This window comes from Streptococcus equinus, from assembly GCF_900104225.1.
GTDB classification, from domain to species: domain Bacteria; phylum Bacillota; class Bacilli; order Lactobacillales; family Streptococcaceae; genus Streptococcus; species Streptococcus equinus_D.
This window is the reverse complement of record NZ_FNJK01000002.1, coordinates 439,753-462,710: the sequence shown is the minus strand read 5'-3', so window position 1 is coordinate 462,710 and position 22,958 is coordinate 439,753. Positions and strand designations below refer to the sequence as shown.

22 protein-coding genes are annotated in these 22,958 nt (G+C 37.0%); 3 read left to right on the top strand and 19 right to left on the bottom strand.

Annotated elements, in window-relative coordinates; all coding sequences use genetic code 11:
* Nucleotides 1-7: 7 nt before the first annotated feature.
* The 9 genes from BLP98_RS05040 to BLP98_RS05000 form a co-directional block, all read right to left on the bottom strand.
* Entirely contained in the window at nucleotides 8-4,366 is a 4,359-nt protein-coding gene (locus tag BLP98_RS05040) for a glycoside hydrolase family 70 protein (protein WP_074482199.1), read from the bottom strand.
* A gap of 53 nt (nucleotides 4,367-4,419) precedes the next feature.
* A complete protein-coding gene (locus tag BLP98_RS05035) occupies nucleotides 4,420-5,316 on the bottom strand; it encodes a helix-turn-helix domain-containing protein (RefSeq protein WP_074482198.1) in 897 nt (298 codons plus the stop codon).
* Nucleotides 5,317-5,534: 218 nt separating this feature from the next.
* Entirely contained in the window at nucleotides 5,535-6,206 is a 672-nt protein-coding gene (locus BLP98_RS05030) for a methyltransferase family protein (RefSeq protein ID WP_074482197.1), read from the bottom strand.
* A 19-nt stretch (nucleotides 6,207-6,225) separates the two neighbouring features.
* Nucleotides 6,226-7,047 carry a CPBP family glutamic-type intramembrane protease gene (locus BLP98_RS05025; protein WP_074482196.1) on the bottom strand — a complete coding sequence of 274 codons (822 nt, stop codon included), beginning with the start codon at nucleotides 7,045-7,047 and terminating at the stop codon, nucleotides 6,226-6,228.
* Nucleotides 7,048-7,128: 81 nt separating this feature from the next.
* Nucleotides 7,129-7,869, bottom strand: coding sequence for an alpha/beta fold hydrolase (locus BLP98_RS09555; protein ID WP_234792793.1), 741 nt, complete (start codon nucleotides 7,867-7,869; stop codon nucleotides 7,129-7,131).
* A 27-nt stretch (nucleotides 7,870-7,896) separates the two neighbouring features.
* On the bottom strand, nucleotides 7,897-8,664 hold the full coding sequence (locus BLP98_RS05015) for a CPBP family intramembrane glutamic endopeptidase (protein ID WP_074482195.1): 768 nt from the start codon (nucleotides 8,662-8,664) through the stop codon (nucleotides 7,897-7,899).
* A gap of 145 nt (nucleotides 8,665-8,809) precedes the next feature.
* Nucleotides 8,810-10,138 (bottom strand): MATE family efflux transporter, encoded by a 1,329-nt coding sequence (locus tag BLP98_RS05010; protein ID WP_074482194.1) that lies wholly within the window; start codon nucleotides 10,136-10,138, stop codon nucleotides 8,810-8,812.
* 92 nt (nucleotides 10,139-10,230) lie between these two features.
* On the bottom strand, nucleotides 10,231-10,869 hold the full coding sequence (locus BLP98_RS05005) for a MarR family winged helix-turn-helix transcriptional regulator (RefSeq protein ID WP_074482193.1): 639 nt from the start codon (nucleotides 10,867-10,869) through the stop codon (nucleotides 10,231-10,233).
* Nucleotides 10,870-11,012: 143 nt separating this feature from the next.
* Nucleotides 11,013-11,987, bottom strand: a complete 975-nt coding sequence (locus BLP98_RS05000) for a carotenoid biosynthesis protein (RefSeq protein WP_074482192.1) — start codon at nucleotides 11,985-11,987, stop codon at nucleotides 11,013-11,015.
* Nucleotides 11,988-12,145: 158 nt separating this feature from the next.
* Here BLP98_RS05000 and BLP98_RS04995 point away from each other — a divergent pair, with 158 nt between their 5' ends.
* Nucleotides 12,146-12,712, top strand: a complete 567-nt coding sequence (locus BLP98_RS04995) for a TetR/AcrR family transcriptional regulator (protein WP_200794004.1) — start codon at nucleotides 12,146-12,148, stop codon at nucleotides 12,710-12,712.
* A gap of 56 nt (nucleotides 12,713-12,768) precedes the next feature.
* On the opposite strand, the gene BLP98_RS04990 is transcribed toward BLP98_RS04995, so the two are convergent.
* The 9 genes from BLP98_RS04990 to BLP98_RS04950 form a co-directional block, all read right to left on the bottom strand.
* Nucleotides 12,769-13,509: a LiaF transmembrane domain-containing protein gene (locus tag BLP98_RS04990; RefSeq protein ID WP_074482191.1), complete on the bottom strand. Its 741-nt coding sequence runs from the start codon at nucleotides 13,507-13,509 to the stop codon at nucleotides 12,769-12,771.
* Nucleotides 13,506-13,967, bottom strand: coding sequence for a LytTR family DNA-binding domain-containing protein (locus BLP98_RS04985; protein WP_074482190.1), 462 nt, complete (start codon nucleotides 13,965-13,967; stop codon nucleotides 13,506-13,508). The genes BLP98_RS04990 and BLP98_RS04985 overlap by 4 nt, the downstream gene beginning before the upstream one ends.
* Nucleotides 13,968-14,092: 125 nt before the next feature.
* The gene (locus BLP98_RS04980; protein WP_074482189.1) at nucleotides 14,093-14,578 is read right to left on the bottom strand and encodes an NUDIX hydrolase; all 486 of its coding nucleotides are present in this window, start codon (nucleotides 14,576-14,578) and stop codon (nucleotides 14,093-14,095) included.
* Nucleotides 14,579-14,959: 381 nt separating this feature from the next.
* The gene (gene guaA, locus BLP98_RS04975) at nucleotides 14,960-16,522 is read right to left on the bottom strand and encodes a glutamine-hydrolyzing GMP synthase (protein WP_074482188.1); all 1,563 of its coding nucleotides are present in this window, start codon (nucleotides 16,520-16,522) and stop codon (nucleotides 14,960-14,962) included.
* Nucleotides 16,523-16,721: 199 nt separating this feature from the next.
* Nucleotides 16,722-17,189 carry a GNAT family N-acetyltransferase gene (locus BLP98_RS04970; RefSeq protein WP_074482187.1) on the bottom strand — a complete coding sequence of 156 codons (468 nt, stop codon included), beginning with the start codon at nucleotides 17,187-17,189 and terminating at the stop codon, nucleotides 16,722-16,724.
* A gap of 12 nt (nucleotides 17,190-17,201) precedes the next feature.
* Nucleotides 17,202-17,852: an HD domain-containing protein gene (locus BLP98_RS04965; protein ID WP_074482249.1), complete on the bottom strand. Its 651-nt coding sequence runs from the start codon at nucleotides 17,850-17,852 to the stop codon at nucleotides 17,202-17,204.
* 79 nt (nucleotides 17,853-17,931) lie between these two features.
* Complete coding sequence (locus tag BLP98_RS04960) at nucleotides 17,932-18,234, bottom strand: rhodanese-like domain-containing protein (RefSeq protein ID WP_074482186.1); 303 nt, start codon at nucleotides 18,232-18,234, stop codon at nucleotides 17,932-17,934.
* Nucleotides 18,227-19,882 carry an FAD-dependent oxidoreductase gene (locus tag BLP98_RS04955; protein WP_074482185.1) on the bottom strand — a complete coding sequence of 552 codons (1,656 nt, stop codon included), beginning with the start codon at nucleotides 19,880-19,882 and terminating at the stop codon, nucleotides 18,227-18,229. The genes BLP98_RS04960 and BLP98_RS04955 overlap by 8 nt, the downstream gene beginning before the upstream one ends.
* The gene (locus tag BLP98_RS04950; RefSeq protein WP_074482184.1) at nucleotides 19,879-20,178 is read right to left on the bottom strand and encodes a rhodanese-like domain-containing protein; all 300 of its coding nucleotides are present in this window, start codon (nucleotides 20,176-20,178) and stop codon (nucleotides 19,879-19,881) included. The genes BLP98_RS04955 and BLP98_RS04950 overlap by 4 nt, the downstream gene beginning before the upstream one ends.
* A gap of 172 nt (nucleotides 20,179-20,350) precedes the next feature.
* Between BLP98_RS04950 and BLP98_RS04945 the strand changes: the two genes are divergently transcribed.
* Together BLP98_RS04945 and BLP98_RS04940 are read left to right on the top strand one after the other, a co-directional pair.
* On the top strand, nucleotides 20,351-20,611 hold the full coding sequence (locus tag BLP98_RS04945) for a metal-sensitive transcriptional regulator (RefSeq protein ID WP_074482183.1): 261 nt from the start codon (nucleotides 20,351-20,353) through the stop codon (nucleotides 20,609-20,611).
* Between the two features lie 122 nt (nucleotides 20,612-20,733).
* Nucleotides 20,734-21,516, top strand: coding sequence for a protein-ADP-ribose hydrolase (locus BLP98_RS04940; RefSeq protein WP_074482182.1), 783 nt, complete (start codon nucleotides 20,734-20,736; stop codon nucleotides 21,514-21,516).
* Nucleotides 21,517-21,561: 45 nt separating this feature from the next.
* Here BLP98_RS04940 and BLP98_RS04935 read toward each other — a convergent pair whose 3' ends face one another.
* Complete coding sequence (locus BLP98_RS04935; RefSeq protein WP_074482181.1) at nucleotides 21,562-22,926, bottom strand: MATE family efflux transporter; 1,365 nt, start codon at nucleotides 22,924-22,926, stop codon at nucleotides 21,562-21,564.
* Nucleotides 22,927-22,958: the final 32 nt, after the last annotated feature.

Genomic DNA, 22,958 nt, shown 5'->3' with positions numbered 1-22,958 from the left:
TGAGTGCTTATGCTTCTACAAGAGCAACATCTACATCTTCCAAGTCACCTGTTTTTGCATCGTAATAGTGTTTGTTACCTTCAGCGTCTGTTGCGAAGCCACCTTTAGTTTGAACACCATTTTCATCGAAATGCAATTCTTGACCATCGATTTCTTGGTCACCAGTTACCACTTGACCATTTTCGTCAAAGTAATACCAGTTGTCACCGTCACCGATAAATTTATTTGTGGCAAGGTCACCTGAATCTGGATCGTAAAAGTGGCGATTTCCTTCAGCGTCTGTCACAAAGATACCTTTAGCTTGAAGACCATCTTCAGCAAAGTAAAGTTTTTGGCCACGGATAACTTGTGAACCTGTTGCCAAGTTACCATTTTCATCAGCATAGTACCAGTGGTTATCACCTGTTGTGAAGAAGTCACCAACAAATTTTTCACCAGATTTGGCATCGTAGTAACTACGTGTACCATCTTCGTTTGTGACAAAGATACCTTTGGCTTGAACACCATTTTCATCGAAGTACAATTGTTGACCGTTAATAGTTTGAGCACCTTTAACAGCTACACCATTTTCATCGAAGTAATACCATCCACCGTTGATAAGAGCGAATTCAGAAGCAACCATTGCACCTGAGTCACCTTTGAAGTAACGTGTATTACCATCTTTGTCTTTAACAAGTTGACCTTTAACTTGGTTACCATTTTCATCGTAGTATTGGTAATCTTCACCAATTTTAACAAGACCACGCGCCATGATACCATCTTTACCGAAGTAGCGCCAGTTAGTTACAGTTTTGGCAACACCATCAACTGTTTCAGTTGTGTTGAAGGCATAGTAATGACCACCTTCATAACGGCTACCTGTTTTACCGAAGTAGTATTGGTTTCCTTCTGCATCTTCGTAGATAGCGTCACGAATTTCAATACCATTTGGCAAGAAGTAATAAGTTTGACCGTCGATTTCACGCATACCAGTTACCATGTGGCCATCTTCGTCAAAGTAGTAATGGTTTCCGTTGTAAAGAACGAATGAAGATTTAGCTTGGTAACCACTTGTTGAGTAGTAAGTCATACCTTTACCATCATAGTAGAAACCAGTTTGAGCTGAATCTGATGTCATTTGTTTTGGAAGGAATGCGCCGTTTTCGTTAACAGTGAAGTATGTACCTGTTGCTTGATCGTTAAGAACGTAATCAGAACCTTTACCAAGAATGTTTGTTCCGTTGAAGTATTCAGCTTTCCAAACTTTAATCTTAGTTGATGGATCAATTTTCTTACCGTTAGAGACCATAACACGTTCAAAGATTGATGGGTATTTTTCTTGAAGGTATTCTAAGAATTCACCACCGTATTGTGCTTGATAGTCTTTACCACTACTTTTAGTGTTTGCGGCATAAGGTTTGTTCTTAATTTGAGCACCTTCGCGTTCTTCACCGTAGTCGTTAACACGTGTTGCTGTTACGATTTCTTCACCTGGAAGAGCGTAAATTTGGTCTGGAACCCAGTCAGCGATGACTTGAATACCTTTAGAGTGAAGTGCTTTAATGGCATTTCTTAGGTCTTCTGCTGAACCGTATTTATTGTTTTTGCTCATTGCCAAGTCGTAACGGTCGCTAAAGGCATAACCATTTTGGATGATTGAGTCAAGGAATGTACCATCAGTAGATGACACGTATTGTGGTGCCAATTCAAATGATGTGATACCCCATGATTCGAACAAATCAGCATTTTCAGCAATCACTTTGTTAGTGTATTGTGAAGGGTCTTGAACAAAGTCTTGGAAGTTTGAGAATCCTTCAAAGATAACTTGTGAATCAAGAGCTGCTGAAGTTTCGTAAGTTAATTTGCCTTCTTCTTTAGCTTCTGTGCTTGCTTTCACACGGATATCTTGGTCTGCAGATGCACCAACTGGTACCCAAACAGTAAGGAAACCGTTCATATCAACTGTTTGGAAGCCTTTGATTTCATCACCTGTGAAGTAGATAAATCCGTTTTCGTCAACCAATTTAGTGATATCAGTATCAGAATCGTTAAGGTAAGCTTGCAATCCATTTTCAGTTGGTGAAAGCAATGGACGGTAGTATTGACCTGCGTGGGCAATACCAACTTGGACAGCAATTTTATCAGAGCTATTCAATTTAAGGTTTGGATTGTTAGAAATGATTGTAACAATACCTGAAGTTGGAACAGATTCGTCAGTTGCTTTTTGATCAGCTGTCATGATACCTTTACCAAAACGAACTGATGTTAAGATACCACCATCAGCGCCATCAGGGTATTGAACGTTCATTGCTTGACCACCAGCTGCGTATTTAATACGTGATTTAAGAAGAGCTGTGATTTGATCATAGTATGGAGATTTAACTGCCATGTATTGACCATTATCAGTGAACAAGTCACCATAGTAAACACGTGGAACAGATTCCATATTTGTCAAAAGCAAAGCGTATGCTGCTGGAATATTGAAGTGAGTGTATTGTTTATGAACACTGTTCATATCAGCGTTATAAATTTCGAATGCTTGTTTCAATTCATCAAGTGTGAATGTGAAACCATCTGTTTTAGGATTGATTTTACCAGCGATGATTGATGCGATAATACCTTGTACTTCACTATCGTGTGCACGAACAAAGGCATATGATGGCATTGTATCACCATAAGCGCTATCAGCTGTACGGTCAGTCATACCAAGATCATTGTGAATCAATGATTCTAGGCTAGTACGGCTACCTTCTGGACGAGTCAAAGCATCAAGGAAGGCCATACGAAGACCGTTATCGATAGCAAGTGCTGCACCATTTGTATCGTGGTTGTAATCAGGGTCGTTAAAGCTCCAAGCTTCAAGGATAGAAATGTGAGCAAGTGCTTGTGCTTCTGTTTTGTTAACACCGTAAGCTGCTTCGAACAAGTCAGTGTAAAGTTGTAGAAGGTCAGCATCGACATTATCTACGGCATCGACACGAACACCATCAAAGTTAGCGTCAGCATCACCAAAGACGACTTTACCCCAGTTCATAAGGTAGTAAAGTTGGTTCAATTGTTCAGCTTGAACGACTGGGTTTGAGTTATCAACGTCGTTTGCAAGCAAGAAGTCATAACCACCTGTACGGTCAGCTTTGTGGTAATTTGTTTGACCATTTTGATAAGTAGGTGCGCGGTTAAGAAGACGGTAGTCTGAATTAGCCCATTCAGTTAAGTCACTGTTAACGTAAAGAAGGGCACCACCTTGCAAGTGGTCAGTGTCACGATCTTCTGAGTTCATGTTCCATTTATCTTGTGTTGAAACAAATGAAGCAATGATTTCACGCAACCATTCAGCGTTACCACGACGTGTGATTTCTTGTTCAATTTTAATTTGAATAGCTTCTGCAGCTACGTTCAAGCTAGCTTGACCATCTTCAGCAGAATATTTTTTATCCAAACCAAAGTATTCAGACATATGGTTAAGGTAGTTAACTTGTGTATCAACATCAGGCCACCATGCCATTACCAATGGACGGAATGTTTCTTCTGTTGAATCTACCCAGTTTTCACCATTTTCCAAAACTTTAGTAGGACGATACCAAGAATTAGCTGTTAAATAACCATCAACCAATTCAAAGCTTTTTTCTGTTGAATCGTAAGCTTCGTTATTTTTTGAGAAGTTATCGACAAGATTTGTCAAACCTTCTGTGAATGAGTATGTTGATGTAGATGACAAAGCACCTGTTTCAGCATCAAAGTAAAGCAATTGACCATTTACAGTGATTGCAAAGTTTTTCTTAACTGTACCATCTTCTTGAACATAGTAGTATTTACCATCAATTTTTTTGATGTTGTCCAAGCTCAATTGGTCAACAGCTGCTTTTTCAGCGTCTGTTGCTTCTGCTGCTTTGTTTGTTTTGTCATCACGCACTTCTTCGTCAGTAGCTTTGTGTGAATCATCTGATGGGTTAGTTTCAGAAGATTCACTTGCTTCTGTTGAAGTAGCTTCTGAAGGTTCTGTAGTTTCTTCTGTTGATGCTTTTGTGTCTTCAGATGCTTCTGTAGCTGTGCTTTCTGTAGTCTTGTCATCAGCTTTTTCAGATGTAGCATCTGTTGTTTTTTGTGCATCATCAGCAACTACTGTTTCTTCTGTTGATGAAGCTTCTGTAGTTGTTTCTTGTGCTTCTGTAGTTGTGGCAGAAGTTTCTGTCTGACTACTACTTGTACTAGTTGCTGGCGTATCACTGCCTCTTGTAACTGCAACAGCATTTGTTTCATCGGCAGAAACAGTATGTGTTGTAGTAGCAGCTCCTGCAACTGCTCCAACTAATACGAAACTTGCAACAGCAATGGTTACCCATTGTTTTTTAACTTTGTGTAGCTTATAGCGAATCTTTTTTTCCATAAATCCTCCTAAATAAATTCCATAAAAAGACTACACGAATAGTTTACTCAAAATTACAGATGGGTTAATTCTTTTTGCATATGTGATGTTTCGGCTTTCAATTCTGAAATTCTATCCAACATTTGCTGTGCAATACTATGACATTCCAGAAATATCATGATTTCTGCGCATTTTTCCATCGTCTGCAAGCCAGATAGATTTCCTGTTTTAAACAGATAATACCCGCGACAATATTTGACCGCATTACGAATGAACAAATCTGTTTCATCTTTTTTCAAATTATCAGCGTAATTCAGCAATTTGAAAGCTAATGAAAAGCGACTTCTTTCAATGCAGATATTAATCACGTTAAACAACATTTGATTGACCAAGCGACGATTCTCAGGAATTTCTTGATAAAACTGAGTTCGATTAATCATTTCACAAGCAAATGTTTCAACCAAATCACTTGTCATCAAAGAAGCACTATAGGTAAATAACCAGAGTTCATAGCGTCCCCACTCCTCAACTGAAAAAAGATAATCAACCAAGAATTGAACATCTTTTTTAGGCACTTTCTCTTTTTTATCGCACTGATATAAAACGGCTTTAACTACGATTGTATTGAGTTTATAAAACTTTTGTTGTGGAGCTGAAATTTCAAGTTGGTGACATTTGACCAAATAATGCTTTAGGGTTAGTGTATTTTTTTCGATAAAAGCCTTAGCCACCTCATCTTGAAAAAGAAGTGTTTGATTTTGCAAATAATTACGGCAAACACACTGAAATTCAGCGATAGAGACATTCATATTCTCTAAACAGTGATAAAGTGTATCAGCGTTAATATTACTAACACCACGTTCAAAACGTGATAACTGCGCAATGGAAATAACGTCCCCAGCTATTTCCTTTTGCGATAAGCCTTTTGACTCCCTCAAAAGCTTAAAGCATTTTCCCAAATTGTTTTCCATATTGAATCCCTTTCCATAAAAAATAGACCATAAACTATATTACTCCATTTTTAAGTTTGTGAAAAGATGTTTTTGAATATTTTCAAGAAAATTTCAGAAAAGTTACAATTGTCATTCGATTTTTGCATCATTGCAAAGCATTACTTTGATAATTGAAATTATTTTTAGTGAAAAGGTAGTCAATAAATAAAAAAGTCATTTCAAAAAATGAAATGACTTTACCAAATAAACGGAATCAAACGATAACGAACTTTTTCTTGATAGTCCTGATAGCCTTTTAAATACTTTTCAAGTACAACTTCTTCATTTCGAATACGCTTGACAATGAGGGGAATGTAAAAAAGCAAGATTATAAATGACAAAAGAGACCCTAAGACAAGTCCCATAGATAAAAATAACAATAAAGTAGCCGCATACATAGGGTGACGAATAATACCGTATAAGCCAGTATCAACCACCTTCTGCCCTTCTTGAACCCCAATCGTCCGAGCTAGGTAAGTATTTTCACGCAAAACCTCAGCATATAAGCCATAGGCTAGAAGAAAAACGACTGATGCATAGTAACTAACACTAGGGGATAACCGCATCCAATTAAAGCGAAAACTAAAACCTGCTAACAAAAAAGCCAACAGAAACATGAGCGCACTCCATTTTATAACTGACTGCTGCTCTTTTTCACTTTCTTTAGCATCTAACCGCTTTTGAAGCAAGCTTGGATTAAGAACCATCATGACTAGCCCTGCGACAAACATTGGGATATAGAGAATGGCTAACAACAGCCAAGCATTCCAAAAACGTAAACTCCCCGCTGAAAGAAATAAAAGCATAGCGACAAGCAAAAATCCTAATAAAAATTTGCTAATAGCCTGAATAAAAAGTTTTTTACTCATTTATCTCACCTCATTCAACTCAAATAGGCAATCCAAATAAACAAAAGCGCATAAAGTCAATTGTACCATGTGCAACCATGGCTGATGCAATATCTCGTTTTCTCTGCAGAAAGGCAAAAACTAGACCAAAAATGAGAAGATATAAAACAACCGATATCAGCCATTCAAGCAGACCAGATAAAAAGCCATTTTTAAAACACTCCACTGTATGGGGTAAAATATGCGGAATAGTCATCATAACATAAGCTGTCAATTCTTGTCCTTTCGACTGCAACTTTTGACCAGATACCATGGATAAACAAAAAGCATAAAAAACAGTCCGATATGCAATTTCTTCAATAATAGAAGGACTCAAGGAAAGCAAAAAGGCTTTAAAAACACTGGATAGCTGAAGGGGATTACTTCCTAACATCAACAAACAATTAATAGCACCCCAAACGAGTCCAACAAATATGCCAATACCAATACTTGTTGCTACACTTTGGCCAGAATTTCCCTTAAACCATTTCAAGGCTCCCTTTGTTTTTTGAGCAAAAACACCCATCACAGCACAAGCTGATAAAAAGACAAGTATGATATTAAAAATCGACAAAGGTGTTAGATGAATCAGTTCTGACAAAGTATACAAGCCACAAAGCCCGCCAGAAATAATCAAGTGCTTAGGCTGCAAGTAACGATAGTATTTCCAAAGAATAAAGCTATCAATCACAAGAACATAAAACTCTAAAAGAAGCCAAACAAGCTGTTTTTGATTAAGTATTAGACTACCTAGCCAAAAAAACAGCAAATATATCAAAAATGATAGCCATACTCTATTTAATTTCATATTTTCTTTTTTCATAATTCTCTTCATCGTGATTATTAATTATAGTAATCATATCATATTTAAAAATCTTTTACCCAAATTGAGTAAAAGATTTTTTTATTTTATAAATGCTTCTAATTCTGTCACATAAGCTGCCGTATTACCAGCAAAATAACCACAATGTGGGTAGCCCTTTCGGATAATCACATCAACTTCTGGAAGATATTTTTTAAAAGCTTTTTTAGAAACGCCGAGATCGAAATCTTTCTCGCCATATTCTAAATGAAGTTTGCTTTGTTGTTCTGCTGTTAACAGATGTAAATCATAATGGCAACAAGCGTGGCAAATAGCATCGATTTCCTGGTTGGTAATTCTATCAAAATTTTTCGTCATCAACTCAGCCAAATCCTCGCCATACATTTTAATAAGCGATTGTGACGCAGCTGCACCCGATTTTTTTAGTGCTCTTTTCTTTTGTCTGAAAAGAAGGCGCGTGACATTTTCCAACAACCAAGCATTTTTCTTCAAAGCAACTCCATCAAACCAAGCGTGCTCAATTGTGAAGCATTGGTCATTAAACAATCGCCATCCAATAGCTACACCAAGTGAGGCACCATAAACCAGTTTAATATCAAAATACTCTTTTTCTTCCAAATAAGATTTCAGGTGTTGATATTCATCATCGGCACTCAAATACTGTCCCGCTTTACCATGACCACCTTGGTCAGGTGCGATAATGCAATAATCACCTTTCAAATAAGGTTTCATCAACTGATACAAATTCTCACCAGATATCATCATCGGTGCTAAGAGGATTACCTTAGGATGTTCAGGATTACCAAATTCATGGATATACATTCGCCATTCACTTCTTTCCCTAACTTTTTAATCTTTATTTTTCAAGAGCAATAAGCCATAAACGCCTAACAAAACATAGGCAACAAGCGACGTTATCAAGGCAATTTGTGGATACTGATTACTTGTTGAAAAACAAAAAGGAATACCACAAAGATCGATAACAAAGTGCAAGACGATTGGTACCCAAAGGTTACGCGTCTTAACATAGACACTACCAAGATAAACACCAAGAGCCATTGCCCAGACAGTTTTACAAATAACTGTTCCAAGTGGTTGTCCAAGTGCCCCAAAGACATGACCAAAACCAAATAGGAAAGAAGTTATCAAAATAGCATACAAGACCGCATTCTGACTATTTTCAAAACAATCTTCTAAAAGATTTTGCAGCAATCCTCTCAAATACACTTCTTCTACAACAGCCACACCAATATAATAAATAATTCCTTCAACTAAAACACGCCAAAAGGACGGTTGATTATCAAATGGTGCTAAGCCAATGCAAAAAGTAATTGCTACAGCTATCGTCGCAATCACAGCTGGTAAGCCAAAACTTTGTAAACCTGAAAAAAGACCTGATTTTTGTAAACCAAACTTCAACGATTTAATCCAAAATTTTTGGCACAACCAGCAAATAAGCAAGGCTAGAACAAAATTTAACATCAATGTAAAATACATTGGTTTAATATCTTTGAAAGTTACTTGACCTAAAAAAGCTGCTGGTAAGGCTGAGAGCTCCATAAAAGCCATTAACAAGGTTAAAATAAGCACTTTCACTCTTGGTAACTTTTGAGTCATCATTATCTCCTGATTCTAAGTGTCACTACCACAACTATTTTCATTAAATTTTCAAAACATTTTTATTATACGTTACCTGAAAATGCATTTCAATAGAAAAAAGCTAATCCATTAAAGATTAGCTTTTAAAACTATTATAAGTCAGCTATTTTTTCAAATTTTGAATGTAAAAAACTAAACCAGTCAGACAAGCTACAGCTTCTGCGACTAACAATGAAAAGACAACACCATCAACTTTAAAGAATCGATCTCCAATCATAAGAGCTGGAATCACAATAATCCCTCGCATTAGCGACATAATTACAGCAGGTCTACCTTTTCCTTCAGCTTGAAAAATCCCAGTTAAAAGTCCTGCTCCACCAGCAAAGAAGGACGAGATCAATTGAACCTTCAAAATATATTTCCCAATTTGGATGACTTGAGGATTGTGTGAAAAAATCGTTATGATATTTGCTTTAAAAAGTAACATGATAAAAACTAAACCAGTAATGAGTACACCTAGATAAATAGCTGTTTTCTTGATGATTTCATTTTTTCTGATGTCGTCCTTAGCTCCATGAGCCACTGCAATCAAAGGAATGACTCCCATGTACAATCCCATACCTACTAAATCAACAATCTGTACTAATTTCTGAGAAATCCCAAATCCTGCTAGAACGTAATCACCATATTTCACCGCATAATAATTAAACATTAAACTTGAAATGATGAGTAACACATCCAAAAGCATGGCTGAAAAGCCAACAGAAAAGATTTGTTTTAACATCGTTGACTCTATTGTAAAATATTTTGGTGACAGCGTAATTTGATTTCCCGCACGTTTAATACAAATAACATAGTAAATAACAGCTGCCATATTTCCAATTACAGTCGCTAAAGCTGCACCGCCAATGCTTAATTTGAAACTAAACATAAAAATAGGATCAAGAACAATATTTAGAACAACACTAATTACCATCCCAATCATTGATTGTACCGATTCACCTTCGCCACGTATTAATTGTTCTAAAGTAAAATTAGCAATAACAAAAGGTGAACCTAATCCGTAAAATAAAATATACTGTTTAACGTAGGCAAAAGTGTTGTGATCTGCGCCTATTAAATGAGCAATCGTTCCACTAAAACTAACTGAAATAATGGTAGCGAGTAATCCAAAAATGACAGCCATCCAAAATGTTGTTGCCGACGATTGTCTTGTCTTATCTGTGTTGTTTTCACCAAGAAGTCTTGAAAATAAAGTACTTCCGCCAGTTCCAAATAGATTACCAATCGCCATTAATATGGTCATAAAAGGTAAAAGCAAAGTCATTGCTGCCAAAGCAGATGAATCGTTCAATTTACCGATGAAGAAAGTATCCGTAATATTGTAAATCATATTCACTGACATACCCAACATCATTGGAATTGCCATGTGCCATATTGCTTTTGATACTGGTGCGTTAAATAACCAGTAGTTTTCCGTTTTTTGCGTCATTATATTTCCTCCGATTCAAAAATAAAGACCTATGGAGCCAATAAACGCCATAGGTCTTATCGCTATATTGCTATAGTGCCTTTTTATTAAATTTAACTATCGAAAAAATCAAATTTGCTTCTATCAGGTACGGGACCATCATAATCCTTCGAAAAACGTTCCGGACCAGGAATGCTATCAAACAGTTTACTGTGTCCTAACCCTCTTTCACGCATCGCCAACAAGCGTTCAAATTGCTCATCTCCCATACGTTCTCTCGCCATATTCATCCGTTCTTCAATCTTTTTATCATCTAGATGACTAGGATTTTGTGATTGAAAAGCTTCAATGATGCGACTTAAAAACTCTGAAAGTTGTTCTAACTCTTCTGGACCTAAACAATCCAAAACTTCATGATAATCATTTTTAGGAAGTTCAACTTTTTCCCCTTTTTCTGTTAAATGAACAATCATAACCCTTCGATCCTTTTCAGATTGTTTACGGTAGACATAGCCACTTTTTTCCATCTTTTTTAAGGATTCATTCAAGGATTGCTGACGAATTCCTAGCAAATAAGCCAATTCCTTAGTAGCTATTTCAGGTTGGATTTTCAGCATCGCCAAAATTCTCCCCTGACCTCGACTTGTATCAGCAAATTGACCAAATTGAGACTGGCTAAGTATCCGATGACGCTTCATCAGCCATTGCAAAGTTGAAAATTTTTCATAGATATCAGTATATACATCATTCACGCGAATCCCACCTCTTTTTTATACAGGTACCTTTACAAAAATAAATTATACAGGCACCTGTATATATTGTCAAGTATATTTGCTCAGTTTTCACAAAAAGATAAAAATCACTCAGAGATAACATCTCCAAGTGATTTAAAACTTTATCTAACAAATGCTAGATTGCTTTTCTTACCCAATTTAGAAACCACAAACCATGCCAAGAATAGCAAGATTTCTGCTAGCACAACCAGCCATAGAACTTCTGTGTATCCACCGATAATACAGAAAATCGTATTAACAAGTGGAAAGCCTACGAAAGTAAACATGATTGGAAAATCTTTCTTAGCATTCCAAGAATAATTTACCTTACCATTCCAGTATTTAACAAGAGCTAATACTAAGACTGCCACTGAAATTAATGTTAAAGCAATCAACATTACCCACTGCATGTTTGATGTTCTATCAAAAAATGGTCCCATGTAGTTGAAGAAATTTGATATAGGCGATACTAGGCAGATTAATGAAAGCAATGATGCGATAACCGGATAAGCATATCCAACCTTCTCATTGTACCCGCTCTTTTTGTGCCACCATTCTCCGATTAGAATAAAGACTGCCCAATAGCCGCCAATATAAATCCATCCTGTAAAGTTCATCACTGGTTCCCCATAAATAACAGGTTCTCCGAGAATAGGATAATAACTCCATCTAGCAATAACACCTTCTGCCGTATGAACAATTTGTTTGACAGCCACAGGATCTAATGAAAAGTCAAAAATCATGGCACTAAGACCTGTGATAAATGGTTTGGTCCATACTGGAATATTTAACGTCTTCAATAAACGTAAGGTTGAATAAACAATTAAAAATTCGATAATTGGAACAGTTATTGGGATATTAAAAATCATCAAAAGACTGTGACCATAGGCATAAAAGCCAGGTTTGCCCCAAATTCCCATTTGTACGGCGACATTTTCAAAAATCGCAGCATAAAAGAAAACAAATGAAATAAATTGCATGAGCACCACTTTTGGTCGCTCCTCATGATCAATAATATAAAAAACCATTAATGCGGCAATAACCAAGACAATAACATCTTGAATTAGCCAAGTAGGAACTATTGTTATATTTCCCATCTATATACCTCCAAATGATAGTTGATTTGAACGTTCCAATATATTATACTAACAGTGTGTTCGATAAACAACAGGCAGTTCATTAACAGAATGTTAATTTCTATACAATGTCATCGATAATTGTTCGATAACTCAAAAAAATATCATAAGGAGGCTTTATGGCAGTAAAAAAAGAAGACCACCGTGTCAGATACACAAAGATGGTTATCAAGGATAGTTTGCTAGATCTTATGAAAGAACGTTCTATTAATAAAATTACAGTAACTGAAATTTGTAAAAAAGCAGGCATTAACCGAAATACATTTTACTCACATTATGCTAACCAATTTGACCTTCTCACTTCTATCGAAGAAGAACTCTACGAAGATGTCAAACAAGTTGTAAAATCAAATATGAATTTTGAAAGCACAGAAACCTTACCTTATGAACTCTGCAAATATATTAAGAAAAACCAAAACATCTGTGAAATATTGTTTTCAGAAAATGGCGATAAAAAGTTGTTAGAACGTATTCTCTATATTAGTCATGATTATACCATTAAAGATTGGAAAAAAGGTAGTCATCCATTTGACGAAGAACTATTTGAAAATTGGTATACTTTCACTGCTTACGGCACAATAGCTATTATTAAAAAATGGATAACCAATGGCACGATAGAAAGTCCAGAAGAGATTTCGAATTTTATTGACAAAGCTACAGAAGCTGTCTCAAAAGAATTCTATTAACTATCAAAAAAGCTAGCCCAATATTAGGTTAGCTTTTCTTTTTAAAATCCAGAATTCTATTCAAAATAGATATCCGTCACACCTAGACCGTTATCGATATCTAGTTTTAGCAATGGCAAACTTTCATCCGTAGATGCATTACCATGTGTATTAACGGTACCGAGACCATTATCGACATTCACTGATACTCTAAATTCTTTAGGAATATAAACTTGAAGTTTACCGAGACCATTATCAAGGCTAATCTTTGCTCCAGATGGATCGATAGTCGTACCATTTAAGTAAACAGTGAGAAGCCCAAAGCCATTATCAATTGACCCACGTTTAAGATCCTTAACTGAAATATAAGCCGTTCTTTCACCAAAGCCATTTTCTACTTCAAACTTCCCATTGACTTCTGAATATTTTTCTGAACCTGAACCCTTGAAATGATTCACTTCACTATTATCATGGCTAGTAATAACATTCACTTTTGGTTTATTATCAAAAATCATAGAAAGACCAACTCCAATCAAAATAGAAACCAAAATAATGATAAATGGTGATACCATAGCAATTCCAAGCAAATCAGAAAATAAACAAGCTATAATACCAAGTGGAATAGTTACCCCAAGAAAACTCTTCTTACCAATACTTTCCACGATAAAGTAGGTGAGAATGACTATCAAAGCAATCTTCATTATAAATTTCAGTGACGGAAATTCAGACAGTACTCCCATTTTATTAAGTAATAACATCACTGCAAATAAAATCAATAAAATCCCTACAACAACAGAATTTTTTCGATAAGCTTTCATCGTTTTAACCTCTTTTCATCCATAATTTCAATTAATGCCTTAATGTAATTTCTTGAAGCGTATGCTCTCTTAGTTGAGTGGGTAAAGGATATCTCACTAGCACCAGTAATATTTTTCTTTATGCCAGAAATCCTGACGGTATTAACGATGGTTGATTTCGATACCCTGATAAAATCCCTTGGAAGAAGTTCTTCCAATTCATATAATTTTCGCCTGGTTTTGTAAATGTCCTGCGAAGTATGAACAAGAATATAATTACCATCTGATTCCATAAAAATGATTGTTTTTAATTCTAAAAAATGTTCAACATCATCCTGAAAAGCTGAGATACGTAAACTGCTCGACGATTTACTAAGCAAGCTTTTTTGCAGCTCTAATATATCATCAGTTAACTCTTTGCAATGAATGGTTATGTAATCCTGCTCTAAAGAATCATCTACATCAATAGTGATTTTCAATCCTTTCCCTCCTTTCGATTATAGTAAAACACACTTACTTTTAATTCGCAAGCGTTTGGGATAAGAGGTTAATTTTTGGTGATAAAAGGTAATTGAAAACAAAAGAAAAAGCTAACCAGATTTGGTTAGCTCAATTCTTCGATAAAGTTCTGTATTCTCTGCGTGGCTAGTTCTTCTCGAGACATTTGACGCAATTCTTCAGCTGTCACCCATTTATACGCTGATGTTTCACCTTCTTGCAAAACAATACTATCCTTATCGACGTCTGTATGACAAAGATAATTGACATAATAAGTTTGATGTCTTTGGTGCAGCACGCGACCTACTTCAACAAAATCATCTGTCACGATTCCTGTCTCTTCACGTAATTCTCGTTTTGCGCAATCTAAAGGACTTTCGCCTTGCAAAGCTGAACCACCAGCAGTCGCTTCCCACATACCACCAAGATTTTTTCTTGAATCTCTTTGTGTTAATAAATAAGTCCCATCTTGATGCCTCACGATAACTTCACTCACCAAATGATAAACACCCTTTGGAATCTTTTTCCCACGAACCAAAACTTGACCACCGATAACATTCAAATGCGCATCATAAGCATCCCAAAGTTCCATTTCAAACCTCCTTTATTCCAGACAAATACTGTTAATAAGCTTTGATATTATACCACTTGACTTGATAAATTCAACTAAAAAAACACCTAGAAGACTTTCTAAGTGGTTATATCGTTTAAACTCCCAGCAGTTCGTGGCTAGCTAATCGCTGCGTCGTTTTCACTCCTTGCTCTTAGGCCACTATTGCAGGGGTAATGCATCAGCTCTCTTGTACTAGGATTTTTAAACTAAAAAAGCTAACCTAATCTGGCTAGCTTTCTTTATCTCCAGCGGTTCGCTGTTAACTCATCACGTCGTCGCTTTTGCTCCTTGTTCTGAGACAGCTATCGCAGGGGTAGTACTAATGATTTTTATTGCGACTTCGTCGCTAAAAATCTAGTACTACTCCCACTCAACTGTTGCTGGTGGTTTACTTGTAATATCGTAGACGATGCGGTTAACGTGGTCAACTTCATTTACGATACGAACAGAGATTTTTTGAAGAACATCCCATGGGATACGTGCGAAGTCTGCTGTCATACCGTCGATTGATGTGATTGCACGGATTGCGATTGTGTAATCGTAAGTACGTCCATCACCCATAACACCAACTGAGCGAACACCTGTGTTAACTGTGAAGTATTGCCAGATATCACGGTCAAGACCAGCTTTAGCAATTTCTTCACGAAGGATAGCATCAGATTCACGAACTGTTTCAAGACGTTCTGCTGTGATTTCACCCATTACACGGATAGCAAGTCCTGGTCCTGGGAATGGTTGGCGCCAAACGATTTCGTCAGGCATACCAAGAGCTGTACCAAGCGCACGAACTTCGTCTTTGAAAAGTGTGTTAAGTGGTTCAATCAATTCAAATTGCATGTCTTCTGGAAGACCACCAACGTTGTGGTGTGATTTGATTGTTTGGGCAGTATCTGTACCTGATTCGATAACGTCTGTGTAAAGAGTACCTTGGGCTAAGAAGTCAACACCTTTAAGTTTGCTTGCTTCGTCGTCAAATACACTGACAAATTCATTACCGATGATTTTACGTTTTTTCTCTGGGTCATCAACGCCAGCAAGAAGGTCTAAGAAACGTTTTGAAGCATCGACACGAATGATGTTCAATCCAAATTTACCACCAAGCATGTTCATAACTTGGTCACCTTCTCCTTTACGAAGAAGACCGTGGTCAACGAAGATACATGTCAATTGATCACCGATAGCGCGTTGTAAAAGAACACCTACAACTGATGAGTCAACCCCACCTGAAAGTCCCAAAAGAACTTTACGATCACCAACTTTTTGACGAATTTCATTAATTTGCAAATCAATGAAGTTATCCATTGACCAATCACCTTTAGCACCACAGATGCGGAAAGCAAAGTTACGTAAAATATCGTTACCATATACTGAGTGACGAACTTCTGGGTGGAATTGGATACCGAAGATTTTCTTCTCAGTATTTTCAATTGCTGCGTAAGGGCAATCAGCAGAGTCCCCAACCAAGTGGAAGCCTGCAGGAATTTCAGTAACAGCATCGCCGTGGCTCATCAAAACAGTTTGTTCATCTGGTGTTTCAGCAAAAAGTTCTGATTTAGCTTTTAGACGAAGTGTTGATTGACCGTATTCGCTGTGACCAGTTTGTCCAGCTGGAACAACTTTACCACCAAGTTTGTCAGTCAACAATTGCATACCATAACAGATACCAAGAATTGGAATACCCAATTCAAAAATTTCCTCATCAATGCCAAAAGCATTATCAGCATAAACTGAGTTTGGACCACCTGAAAGTACGATACCAATTGGGTTAATTGCACGAACTTCGTCTGCTGTGATTTTGTGGCTTCGTAGTTCAGAGAAAACACCAAATTCACGGATACGACGAGCAATCAATTGGTTGTACTGGCTACCATAGTCAAGAACAATGATTTTTTGAACATCGTTCAAAGTAGATTTGTCAGTCATTATTACCCTTTCTATTAACGTCAGCCCCTTTGGCTAACAGTATTCATTTTAATTGTAGCATAAATTCCTGTATTTAGCAGTAGATTTTCGGTATCTAATTAAAATTAGCAATTTAGAAACTATTCTCATGTTTTTTTAACCAAGGAAATCATTTACTAAACCTGCTAGCAAACGAAAAAAGTCACTTGATTAGTGACTTTTAATCTATAATCTGTTCCATACGAGTTTCTTGTGTTTTCATCCCTTGACGTTCATAAAAACGGACAGCTGATTTATTGGCACTCCAAACGTTTAGGGTTAGGTTATAACAACCAATTTCTTTAGCATATTGCAAGGCAAATTGATAGAGCTTCTCACCAATTTTTTGACCACGCGCAGCTTCATCCACACACAAATCATCAATAAAAAGTGTTTTTTGTGGCACTTTAGGTGCTGAAGATTGTTCAATAATAGTGAACATATGCCCTAAAACCTCTCCGTTTTCACCTTCATAAACAAAAACTGGACGATTATCATCTGCAAATAGTTCTTTCAATTCATCTTCGGTATACTTAACCCCTTTTTCTTGAAATAAATCCGGGCGTACCACATGATGAACATAAAGCACTTGTTGCAGCAAATCTAAAACTTTAGGGATGTCATTCACTCTTGCTCTTCTGATTGTCATGTCAATTTCTCCTTATAATTTACCTTCCCATTCTGCGAAGAATTCTTTTAAAAATTCTTCCAAAACAAGGTGACGGTGCTCAGCCATTTTTCTAGCATGAGCAGTATTCATCAAATCTTTTAGCTTAAGCAATTTTTCATAAAAATGCATAATGGCTGTGTCTTTACCATTACGATACTCTTCTGCACTCAAGTTTTTACGTGGGGTCATATTCGGATTATGAATGGGACGGCCTTTACTTCCTGAATAAGCCATACAACGCGTTATCCCAATCGCACCAATAGCATCTAATCGGTCTGCATCCTGAACAATTTTGCCTTCTAACGTCGGCGGCACACTCTTTCCACTTCCTTTAAAGGACATGGTTGTGATGATTTGAATGATGTGGTCAATATCTTCAGAAGATAACTCTTGTTTATGGAGCCAAGTCTTCAAATCAATCAAAGCTTGGTTGGGGTCATCGTTTAACTTATCATCAGTCATGTCATGAAGTAAGGCAGCTAATTGACAAATGAAATCATCTGCTCCTTCTTTTTCAGCCAACTCATGTGCTGTATTTCTCACACGAACAGCATGCCACCAATCATGACCGCTGGTATCTGTATGCAATTTATCATAAACAAGCTTTTCAGCTTTTTGTAAAATATCATTTTTAGCAATCATAAAATGATTATAACACAAAAGCAAGGCCATTAGCCTTGCTTGAGTAATTTTAGGAAGATGTTCAAGAGATGCTGTACGTTTAGTATTCTAATGCACCTGGCCATGCTGATGTTCCACCATCAACATTAACAACTTTGTAGCCTTGATCGTCTAGGAAAAAGCTAGCTTGCTCTGAACGAGCACCACTTTGACAAATGATGTAGTAAGTCTTGTCTTTATCAAGTACTTGATAGCCAGATACAAATTCACTCAAGGGAAGATTGACTGCTGTAGGTACATGTCCCATTGCAAATTCCATTCTCTCACGAACATCAATAATGTTTAACGGTTCATTATTATTTAATGCATCATGCAATTGTTTTGCACTAATGTATTTAACCATGTTTAATCTCCTCGGGTTTGACAGTGCTGTATAGATGATAAGCACCATCAAGATTTTCTACTTTAAAGCCATGTTGTTTCAAAATACGTTCGCCGATGTAAGAACGAAGACCACTGTGACAACTGATAATGTACTCTTGGTTTGGATCCAGTTCTGATAGACGGTCTCGTAATTCATCTAGTGGTATGTTAATACCATCAGCAATATAACCTCTAGCAACTTCTGCTTTGGTACGAACATCAAGGAAGACCTTACCTTTTGCTAATTCATCAGCTAATTCATACCATTGAACAGATTCACTAATTCCTTCAATAATATTAAGGGCAGCATATCCAGCCATGTTTACAGGGTCTTTAGCTGCTCCAAATGGTGGGGCATAAGTAAATTCGAGTTCTGGAAGATCTGCAACTGTCAAACCTGCCTTGATAGCTGTAGCTAGTACGTCAATACGTTTGTCGACACCTTTTTGACCGACTGCTTGTGCTCCATAGATAACACCCGTTTTCTTATTGAAAATTAGTTTTAAGACAACATCTGTCGCACCAGGATAGTAACCAGCATGATCTTTGTTATTTGTGTGAACAACAGCAACATCATCAAAGTTTTGACGAGCAATACGCTCGCTAAGTCCTGTTGAAGCAGCTGCTAAATCAAAGACACGAACAATAGCTGTTCCAATGCTACCTTTATTTTGGCGAGCAATCCCAGCAATATTATCAGCTACTTGACGACCTTGACGGTTTGCTGGACTGGCAAGAGAAATAAGCGCATCTTGACCAGTGATTTCTTGTTTGACAATAATGGCATCTCCAACAGCATAAATATCAGGGTTGCTTGTTTGGTAGTTTTCATTAACCAAAATACCACCACGAAGGCCAAGTTCAAGACCTGCGTCTTTAGCCAAACTTGATTCTGGTTGAACACCAACAGACATAATCGTAATATCTGATGTTAATTCGCTACCATCTTCAAGGATGATAGTTTTACCATTATCTTTAAAAGCTTTAGCAGATTGATTGGTGTAGACTTTAATGCCATTTCGCATCAATTCATTCTTAACAAAAGCAGCCATTTCTTCATCAAGTGGCGGCAAAACGTGCGGCGCTTTTTCGACGATTGTCACTTTCAAACCTTTTTTAGCTAGGCTTTCTGCCATTTCAAGACCGATAAAGCCAGCACCAATAACTGTTGCATTTCCTGATTGGACATCAGACAAAGCAGCCATGATTTTATCCAAATCTGGAATGTTACGAAGTACAAATACATTATCAGCACTGTCTAAACCTTCCATTTGTGGCACAAATGGTTTAGCACCTGGTGACAAGATTAGTTTGTCATATGATTCTGTGTAAACTTTGTCTTCATGACGAACTGTGATTTCTTTCTTGTCAGCATCAACTGACAATACTTCTGATTCTGGACGAACATCAATATTAAAACGTGCTTTCAAACGTTCTGGTGTTTGAACTAGCAAGTTATCACGCTCTGCAATTTCTCCAGAAACATGGAAAGGTAGCCCACAGTTAGCAAAAGACACGTAAGGTCCCTTATCAAAAACAATAATTTCAGCATCTTCCATCAAGCGACGAAGACGTGTTGCAGCAGACATGCCCCCAGCTACACCACCGACAATCAAAATTTTACTCATTTGTTACCTCCAATTGTTTTTCCTTGCCAAGCAAGCATGCCACCTTTAACTGAAATTGCATCATAACCTTTCTTTTTCAAGAGTTTCGCAGCGCGTTTGCTACGTGCTCCTGAATGACAGATTAGGTAAACAGGACTTTCTTTTTTACCCTCGTAGGTATGAATTCTGTCGAGCGGGAAAAGTCGTGCTCCCTTAATATGCCCCCCAGCGTATTCTTGAGCTGTTCGAACATCAAGCAAGATTGTTGATTTATCTTGTAAAACAGACTCTAATTCACTTGTAGTAACTGTTCTCACTGACTGAGAAAATAATTTATTAAGAAAAATAAGCCTTTTTCTCCTTTCTTTAGATACCCCTATAGGTATATAAAGATAATATCATAGTTCTTTTTGTCCTGTCAACGAAAAGGTCTTGCATTTGACAAATATACCTACCACCGGTATAATAAAAAAACATAAAGGAGGCCTCATGAAAACTGATAAAAAAGATATTCTCAACCGTTTAAAGCGTGCTGAAGGACAATTACGCGGTATCCAAAAAATGATTGATGAAGACCAAGAATGTATTGACATCGTAACCCAGCTGACTGCGGTTCGCTCAAGTATCAATCGTACAATTGGTATCGTCATCGGAAATAAAATCAATCAAGTTATTGAAGAACCTGTCGAAGACCCTAAACAACAAGAGGAAAATCTGGCTAAGGCTATTGACTTGATTATCAAGAAATAAGAGCTTTGGCTCTTATTTTTTTATCTGCATAAGGCAGAATATTTTTTTCTTGATGCGAATTCCTTAAAAAGGTGATATACTAAAATTTGAGAAAGCGATTTTAAAATTAGTAAGGAGTCCATATGACTAAGAATGAAATGGTAAGCTTCCTATTAGATTACCTTATTATGGAGAATCCGCAATTTAAAACCATCGATGTTCCAGATGACTTACCTGGACAAGAAACTCTCTTGCGTGCTCTTCTTAATGTCAGACCGCCAATGGCTGTCTCAACTCGTTTTTTAATCATGCAAAATGATTATCTTCAACTAAAAAAAGCCGAACGGGTGGTTGTCTTTTTAAATCACTTACAACCACTGATGACTGATGATCGTTTGTACGTCTGGAAGGGAGATATTTCACGACTTCAAGTCGATGCTATTGTCAATACTGCAACTCGTCAGATGCTTGGCTGTTTCCAACCCCTTCACGAATGTACTGATAATACTATCCATACCTATGCGGGGGTTCAATTACGTTTAGAATGCTACAACTTGATGAAAGATCAGGGGCATGATGAACCAATTGGTAGTGCTAAAATCACGCCAGGTTACAATCTGCCTGCTAACTTTATTCTTCACACCGTTGGTCCTGCTATCAATGAGCACCTCACACCTGAAGATAAAGATTTGTTAGCCCAAAGTTATCTTTCTTGCTTAACATTAGCTGAAAAAAATCAATTAGAATCCGTTGCCTTGTCATCACTAGCAACAAATCAAGACAATCACTTTATCAATGAAGAGGCTGCTAAAATCGCTGTAGATACCGTCAAAGCCTTTCTTGATAAAAGTCAGTATGTCAAAAAAATCATCTTCAATGTTACTGAAGATGATGAAGCTGCTATTTATCATGAATTACTTCATTAAACCAAAAGAAACTGGGAAATCATCCCAGCTTCTTTTTTTGTTTTATCATACTAACTTATAATTTTTCCAAGTGCCTTTGCGGTAGCGGATTTCATAAATGATACCTTTAACAATCCAATCTAAGAACATAGCTACCCAAGTTCCAAGCATTCCCATACCAAAATTGACCGATAAAAAGTAGGCGCATACCACGCGAACTAAAAGCATTGAGGCAATACCGATAACCATTGGGAAATTAGCATCTCCCGCACTACGAAAGACAACAGGCAAGACATAACCTGAATTCCAGAAAATACTAACCAAAATACCATGAGCAAGCACAATAATCCAAACATAATGTGTCGCTTGGTCTGATAAATCATAAATCATCATCAAAAAAGGCATTAAAGCAACGACAACTACTGAAAATAAAGCATTTGCAGCATGAATGATGCGGCTAACTTTTCGCTTGTAAAACTCAGCCTGCTCATAGTCACCAGCACCGACACATTTTGAAATGATAACAGCTAAACCAAGTACAATTGAAATTCCTGGCAAACCTTGAAACATAATGATGGTTCCACCAACTGAATTAGCCGCAATCGCTGCTGTCCCAAACAAAGAAACAACAGACAAAACAATCAAGCGTCCAAGGAAAAACATACCATTTTCAAAACCAAATGGTAGTCCAATACCAAGAACTTTTTTAATCATTTGCCAGTCGACTTTTTCTTTTAAGAAGTTTCCTAAGGTTAAATCTGACTTGATATGATGCGCAAACCACAGAATTAACAGCATGGCACCAACACGAGAAAGAAGAATTGGAACAGCCACTCCTTCAACTCCCCAACCACAACCATAAATCAAGCTGACGCCCATGACAATATTCAAGCCATTCATCACCAGCATGATATTCATTGGCAGACGAGATTTATTTAAGGTTCTGAAAATGGCTGCGCCTGAGTTATAAAGAGCGATAAAGGGAGTCGAAAGAGCTACGATATTAAAGTAACGATCAGCTTGCGCGTGAACTTCAGGCGTGATTGATCCAAACAAATGACTCAAAATAAAAGGTTTAATCGCAAAAATCAAAACCGTAATCCCTAAACTGAAAAATAAAGCAAATTTGACTAGCTGATTGACGGCTTTGTTAGCATTTTTAGCATCACGGTCACCTAAATATTGACCTGCTACAATCCCGCCACCAGTCGCAAATGCCGCAAAAATACTAATAAAAAGAGCCATCAAGAATTCTACCAAAGAAACTCCCGACACAGCTGCTTCTCCAACTCTTGAAACCATGATTGAGGCAATAAGACCAACCAAAAATTCTAAGCCCTGCTCAATGATTAAAGGAATAAAAAGTTTGGTTAAATCACGATTACTAAAAAAGTAATTCTTCTCTAGAGCCTTATCCGAAAAACTGTCCATTCTTTCCTCCTATTTTTGAATTACTACTATCA